Genomic DNA, 6999 nt, shown 5'->3' with positions numbered 1-6999 from the left:
TATAATTATTATTCATTTACCTAAATTAAAAACAGTTATATCAGGATAATATTTTATATCTTCGTAACATTTTTTACATTCTATTCTTTTTATTATTTGTATATTTCTTCTTTTTAATTCTAATTCCATATCGCAAGTAATTCTTTTATCTACCAATGCTAGACATAAATCTTCATTAATTATAAAATATTTTCCAGTAAATTCTATAATCTTATTACCCTTCCTTTGTATACGATTTTATATTTTTAATGTTTATTACATCTACTTTCATAAATATTTTGTATAATTTTGCAACAAAAAAGATGATAGAAATTCCTATCATCTTTTTTGTTGCAAAATTATTATCTCTCACCTTTTTTATATGAAGTTCCAAGCGCAGCTGGAGCTTTCGATGTCTTTATAAACAAAACTAAAACGATTAAAGTTATTACATACGGTATCATAGATAATAAGTTTTCATTTATTCTAAATGGTAACTCTGGATTTCCAAAGAATACAGATAAAGCTGTAGAGAATCCAAATAATAAACATGCTCCCATAGCTCCCTGCGGTTTCCATTTACCAAATATAACAGCTGCCATAGCTATATATCCTTGTCCTGATATCAATGTTGGTCTAAACGAAGAAACTATAGCTAAACTCATAGACGCTCCCCCGAATCCAGCAAGTATACCAGATGCTATTACAGCAAAATATCTAACTCGAGCTACATTAACTCCAAGAGTATCAGCAGCTCCTGGATGTTCTCCAACTGCTCTTATTCTTAACCCTAGTTTTGTTTTGTATAAAACATACCATACTATAGCTACAAATATAAATGCTAAAAATACAGTTGCATATGTATTAAATATAGTATTTAATATACTTCCATCTGCAAATACCCCGTTTAAAGGTCTAGGCATTTTATCTTCCATACTTATAGTAGGTGTCATAGTTGCTCCATCAAATAATATCTTTGAAGTAAATAGCGCAACTCCTGGCGCAAGTAAGTTTATAGCCACACCTGAAATTGTGTGGTCTGCATTAAAACTTACAGTTGCAATTGCATGAATTAATGCAAATAAACCACCTGCTAATCCACCTATTAAAAATGCTATCCACGGATCTCCAACTAAATATCCTGCTGCAGCTCCTGCAAAAGCTCCTATAGTCATCATACCTTCTAACCCTATATTAACTATACCTGAGTTTTCTGACAATACTCCACCTAATGCTGTAAATATAAGGGGAGTAGAGTACATTAATGTTGTACTTAAAATTAAAGCTAAATCTTCCATTATTCAGTTCCCCCTTGCTTTTTCTTATTCATATATTTCGTAAAGAATATTCTTATAACACTACTTAAAGCTATGAAGTAAACTATAGATCCTATAACTATATTTATTACTTCTGATGGAGCTTGTATAGTTTGCATTTTTGTTCCACCATATTTAAGAGATCCAAACAATAATCCAGAGAATATAACTCCTATTGGATTACTATTAGCTATAAGAGCTACCGCAATTCCATCAAATCCATTTCCTTCTGGAGCTGCAAGTACAGTTATTCCTTTAGTTACTCCTATAACTTGTATTGCTCCTGCTAATGCAGCAAGTGCTCCTGCTATAGCCATAGATTTAAATACAGACGACTTTACATTTATTCCTCCATATTCAGCTCCAAACTTATTATATCCAACTCCCCTTAATTCGTACCCTAAAGTTGTTTTTGATAAAATAAAAGCTATTACCAATACTAATATTATAGCTATTAAAATTCCCCAGTTGACTTTAGTCGCCGGTCCAACAAGCCCAGTCAACCAATTTATACTTATGCTAGCACTATCATTTATTAAATGAGATGCTTCACTATTACCTTCTCTCAACCAAGGTTTCATTATCATATAGTTATTTAAATAAAATGCAATCCAGTTTAACATTATAGTTGATATAACTTCATTAACTCCAAATTTGGATTTTAAAAATCCTGCAAATCCACCCCAACAAGCTCCAGCTAATGCTGCAACAATTAAAACAAGTGGTATATGAATGATTGCCGGTAATTCAACTCCATAACCTACTAATGTAGCAGCTAAAGCCCCTATTATAAACTGTCCTTCTGCTCCTATATTGAATAATCCTGTTTTAAATGCAAATGCAACAGAAAGACCCGTTAATATAAGTGGCGTTGATTTTATAATAGCCCATGCCATATATTTAGGTTTTCCAATTATACCCTCAATCATTACAGAATAAGCTTCTATTGGATTAAATCCAGCTATTGTCAAAGCTATTGCTCCTACTATTAATCCAAGAAGTATAGATATAAGTGAAAATACTACCGTATTATTAGTTAAAGACAATTTCCTTTTAGACTTAGTATTATTACTCATGCTCTGCACCTCCTGCCATCATAAATCCTAGTGTATTTTCATCAGCATCCTTCGCATCTACAATACCTACAATTTTACCTTCATAAATTACCGCAATTCTATCTGCAACATTCATAACTTCATCAAGTTCTAATGAAACTAATAAAACTGCATTTCCTTCATCCCTTTGATTTACCAAAGCTTTGTGAACAAATTCTATAGCTCCAACATCTAAACCTCTTGTCGGTTGAGTTGCAATTAATAGTTGAGCCTTATTTGTTGATTTTCTATCAACTCTTATATTATCAACCTCTCTACCTATTATTACCTTCTGCTGATTCCCCCCAGATAAAGCTCTTGCTTTTAAAGTGTAATCTGTAGGTCTTACATCAAACTCTTCAATTATAGCTTCTGCATGTTTTTCTACTTCAACATTATTTAAAATTCCATTTTTAGAAAATCTTGGTTCTTTGTATCTCTGAAGTACCATATTTTCTGCAACTGTAAAATCAAGTATAAGTCCTCTTTTATGTCTATCCTCTGGTATATTTTTTATACCTTTCTTAAATATATTAAGTGGTTTTTCGTTAAAAACCTCTTCTCCATTTATCTTAACGCTTCCTGAGTCAGCTTTTCTTAAACCAGTTAAAATTTCAACTAATTCAGATTGTCCATTTCCATCAACCCCGGCAATCCCTAATATTTCTCCAGCTCTTACTTCTAAAGATAAGTCATTTAGTATTTGAACCTTCCTGCTATCTTTAGCTTTCAAATGCTTAACACTAAGAACTTCTTTTCCTATTACAGGTTCTTTTTTATCAACTTTAAAACTTACTTCTCTACCTACCATCATAGCTGCTAATTCATCTTCTGTAGTATCTGATACCTTTACTGTTCCTATATACTTACCTCTTCTGATTATAGTGCAATAATCTGCAGCTGCTTTTATTTCTTTTAATTTATGAGTTATTATTATTACTGATTTACCTTGCTTAGTTAAGTTTCTTATTATTTGCATAAGTTCATTTATTTCTTGTGGTGTAAGTACTGCTGTTGGCTCATCTAGAATTAATATATCTGCTCCTCTATATAAAGCCTTTAGTATCTCTACTCTTTGTTGCATCCCGACTGTTATATCCTCAACCTTTGCATTTGTATCCACGTGTAATCCATATTTTTTAGATATATCAGATACATCTTCTATTGCTTTTTTCATATCTATTGCACCTAAGCCTTTTGTAGGTTCAGTTCCTAATATTATATTTTGAGCAACTGTAAAAGGTTGTACTAACATAAAATGTTGATGTACCATTCCTATACCATGAGATATAGCTATATTAGGATTAGTCATTTCAACCTTTTTCCCATTTATATATATCTCACCTGAAGTCGGTTGGTATAATCCATATAATATATTCATTAACGTTGATTTACCTGCTCCATTTTCACCTAAAAGAGCATGCACTTCGCCTTTGTGTACAGTCAAATTTATACTATCATTAGCTGTAAAATCCCCAAACTTTTTAGTTATATCCTTCATTTCTACAGCTTTTTGACCATAATCTACATTGCTATTAGTCATAGTTTATTTTACCCCTCCTTATTTGTTAATTGCCAATTTAATTATACTAAAAAATCTTTATTATAACAATTTAAATTTCATGTTTAGTGTGCATTATTTGAATAATACATCATACTTTTTTGTAGTTTTTTCTTTGATTATGTATTATTTTGATATTTATTTTCATCTTTATAATCATAAAAACATTTTCATTATGATGAATATTTTATTTGACAACTTATTTATAACTCATATAGTTTTTTATTTTATCATTACACCTATAAACTTTATAGAGATAAAAAAAGACTAGCTAAAGCTAGTCTTTTTTTATTTATTTTTGTGTTTTTTCTAATTCCGCTTTAGTCGCTGGAACTTTTATTTCGCCATTCTTTATTTTTTCACCTTGTTGGTTAACGAATTCTATTATATCTGGTGCTACATCTTCTTTTGTAGTTTCTGCAATTCCAACACCGTCTTCATTTAATCCATAAGTAACTACTGTTCCGCCTTTGAAAGTTCCGTCTACTAGACTCTTAACAGTATTGAATACTCCAACATCAACTCTCTTTATAGCTGAAGTTACAACTGTTTCTGGAGCAACATCATTTTGGTCTCTATCAACACCTATAGCTTTTTTACCTGCTTCTTTAGCAGCTTCTATAACACCATTTCCAGTGTCCCCTGCAGCATGGAATACTATATCCACACCATTAGATATCATTTGGTTAGTTATTGATTTTCCTTTTGCTGGATCAGCAAAGTTATTTGCATATTGAACAACTACTTCTGCATCCGGTTTAACAGCTTTAACTCCTGCTTCATATCCAACTTGGAAAGATTCTATTAATGGACCTTCCATTCCTCCAACAAACCCTACTTTATTACTTTGTGTCATCTTACCTGCAACTAATCCTACTAAGTATGAAGACTCTTGAGCATTAAACATTATGCTTTCTACATTAGCTGGTGGATTTCCTTTAAAATCAGCATCTATTAAAGCAAATTTTTCATCTGGATAAGCTTTTGCAGCATCTCCTATAGCTTTTTCTAACTTAAATCCAACCCCTATTACTAAGTCAGCCCCTTGATCTATTGCTGTTTCAACATTAGTAGCATAATCAGATTCTTGTTTAGATTCTATGTAATTACCTTTTACCCCTAAATCTTTTTCAGCTTTTTGTAAACCTTCCCATGCACTTTGATTGAAAGATTGGTCATTTACTCCCCCAACATCAGTTATCATAGTTACTTTTAACTTATCTTCTTTACCTGCTTCTCCTGAATCTTTAGAAGGACTACTACATCCTACTAACATCGACCCTGCAAGTATTGTAACAAGGCCTAAAGATAATAACTTTTTAAACTTCATAATTACCTCCTATATATACCGCTTATGATTTCTTAAATAAGATTTTACACTATATATAAAATATTTTCTACATTTTATTTTAATTTTATGCACTTTTTTAGTATATTTAATGTATACAATTTAAAAAATAAGAAGATAGGAAATCTTTTTCTTTAGCATAATTAGATTTCTTACCTTCTTTTTTGTTTAATTTAATGGCATTTGTTGTATACTTTATCTTAAATTAGGGTATCCTATTTGTCTTAAAGCTTCAAATAAAACAACTGCTACACAATTAGATAAATTAAGAGATCTTGCTTTTTCTATGTCTACCATAGGTATTCTTATGGCTGTATCTAAATTTTCCATAATTAAGCTTTCTGGTAACCCTTTAGTCTCTTTACCAAAAACTATAAATGAGTTATCTTCATATACTACATCTGAATGAGTTTTTTTCGCTTTTGTTGTTGAGTAGAAAAATTTACCTTCTGGATTTTGTTCTCTTAACTCATCAAAACTATCGTAATACTTTATCTCTACTAAATCCCAGTAATCTAATCCTGCTCTTTTTAGATATTTATCATCCATGCAAAATCCTAATGGTCTTACTAAGTGAAGTTTTGTACCTGTAGCTGCACAACTTCTTATTATATTCCCTGTATTTTGTGGTATTTCAGGTTCTACTAAAACTATATTTAATGACATAAAAAAATCCTCCTTAGTGTTTTATAAAAATAATTATATCAAAGATTTCTAATTCTAAAAACTTTTTAACATTAAAATGATATAAATCCCTATAAGTTTATAGGGATTTATATCATTTTAATGTTAGTTTCATTTATTTCATTATGATTTTTATTTGTTCCTTTTATAATAACTTTATTTTTAGGAGGATAATAACTTTCATTTATAAATTCTTTTTTCTCTATTCCTCCATCTGATTTTCTATATATTCTATACGTGTTTACTTTATATCCTTTTCTTCCTTTACTTTCTATCTTACGACTACCTTGATTTAATTTTTCACTATCTTTTATAGTAGTTTTAGGCTCAATTGTTTCAACTATACACGTATCTATATCTATTTGTCGTTTATCTTGATTATTTCCATATATTATAGATACTATTTTATTTCCTTCCACCTTATTTTGTATGAGAATAGGATAACTATAGTTATTTTTAAATATCAAGTCTATATTTCCATAAGACACAGCTGCATCTCTTCCTTTCGGTATATATGCACTTGGGATACTATGATTTTTAGCTTGTACTATTTCTAGCCCTGCGTATAATGCTGAATTGTATATAGTACTAGATACTTGGCATATACCGCCTCCCATTCCCGGTTTTAATTCTCCATTTATTATTACTGGAGCTTCTTTAAATCCACGCTCTATACTCCTTCTTCCTATAAACTTATTGAATGAAAATTCACCATTTGGTTTTATTATCATATTATCTATATTATTTATAGCAACTTTAATATTATTAGATCTATTATAATTTTCAGCATTAAACTCTGTTTCATATTTACCTAATATGGTATTTATTTTAGATAATTCCTCATAAGTATATTCAGCACTTATTTTATTAATAGGTATTTCAATATCCTCATATTGTTTATTTATTAATCTTTCATTTATAATTTCAAATAATTTTTTTTCATTTAAATTTATTCCATTTTTTTCATTACTAACAATAAATTTATTTTCATTTATTTTTATATCTGCATTTAGTGGT

Annotated in this window: 7 protein-coding genes; all 7 read right to left on the bottom strand. The window is 29.9% G+C overall.

Going from position 1 to position 6999, the window contains the following annotated elements; all coding sequences use genetic code 11:
- Nucleotides 1-12: 12 nt before the first annotated feature.
- Nucleotides 13-156 (bottom strand): DUF6873 family GME fold protein, encoded by a 144-nt coding sequence (locus tag ACRCYC_RS06460; RefSeq protein WP_438618300.1) that lies wholly within the window; start codon nucleotides 154-156, stop codon nucleotides 13-15.
- 185 nt (nucleotides 157-341) lie between these two features.
- Nucleotides 342-1277, bottom strand: a complete 936-nt coding sequence (locus ACRCYC_RS06455; RefSeq protein ID WP_438618298.1) for an ABC transporter permease — start codon at nucleotides 1275-1277, stop codon at nucleotides 342-344.
- A complete protein-coding gene (locus tag ACRCYC_RS06450; RefSeq protein ID WP_438618296.1) occupies nucleotides 1277-2371 on the bottom strand; it encodes an ABC transporter permease in 1095 nt (364 codons plus the stop codon). The genes ACRCYC_RS06455 and ACRCYC_RS06450 overlap by 1 nt, the downstream gene beginning before the upstream one ends.
- Complete coding sequence (locus ACRCYC_RS06445) at nucleotides 2364-3932, bottom strand: ABC transporter ATP-binding protein (RefSeq protein ID WP_438618295.1); 1569 nt, start codon at nucleotides 3930-3932, stop codon at nucleotides 2364-2366. Before ACRCYC_RS06445 ends, ACRCYC_RS06450 begins: the two co-directional genes overlap by 8 nt.
- A 310-nt stretch (nucleotides 3933-4242) precedes the next feature.
- Nucleotides 4243-5280 carry a BMP family lipoprotein gene (locus ACRCYC_RS06440; RefSeq protein WP_438618294.1) on the bottom strand — a complete coding sequence of 346 codons (1038 nt, stop codon included), beginning with the start codon at nucleotides 5278-5280 and terminating at the stop codon, nucleotides 4243-4245.
- Nucleotides 5281-5493: 213 nt separating this feature from the next.
- Entirely contained in the window at nucleotides 5494-5964 is a 471-nt protein-coding gene (trmL, locus tag ACRCYC_RS06435; protein ID WP_438618293.1) for a tRNA (uridine(34)/cytosine(34)/5-carboxymethylaminomethyluridine(34)-2'-O)-methyltransferase TrmL, read from the bottom strand.
- 107 nt (nucleotides 5965-6071) lie between these two features.
- Nucleotides 6072-6999: VanW family protein (locus tag ACRCYC_RS06430; RefSeq protein WP_438618291.1), on the bottom strand; the 928-nt coding region annotated here is incomplete at its 5' end.

This window comes from Paraclostridium sp. (assembly GCF_051657365.1).
Lineage (GTDB): Bacteria > Bacillota > Clostridia > Peptostreptococcales > Peptostreptococcaceae > Paraclostridium.
This window is presented reverse-complemented; position numbering and strand designations above follow the sequence as displayed.

Bases quoted from the DNA above. Each gene is read 5' to 3' on its own strand.
- ACRCYC_RS06455 (WP_438618298.1), bottom strand. From the start codon at position 1,277: ATGGAAGATTTAGCTTTAATTTTAAGTACAACATTAATGTACTCTACT.
- ACRCYC_RS06440 (WP_438618294.1), bottom strand. From the start codon at position 5,280: ATGAAGTTTAAAAAGTTATTATCTTTAGGCCTTGTTACAATACTTGCA.
- ACRCYC_RS06445 (WP_438618295.1), bottom strand. From the start codon at position 3,932: ATGACTAATAGCAATGTAGATTATGGTCAAAAAGCTGTAGAAATGAAG.
- ACRCYC_RS06450 (WP_438618296.1), bottom strand. From the start codon at position 2,371: ATGAGTAATAATACTAAGTCTAAAAGGAAATTGTCTTTAACTAATAAT.
- trmL (WP_438618293.1), bottom strand. From the start codon at position 5,964: ATGTCATTAAATATAGTTTTAGTAGAACCTGAAATACCACAAAATACA.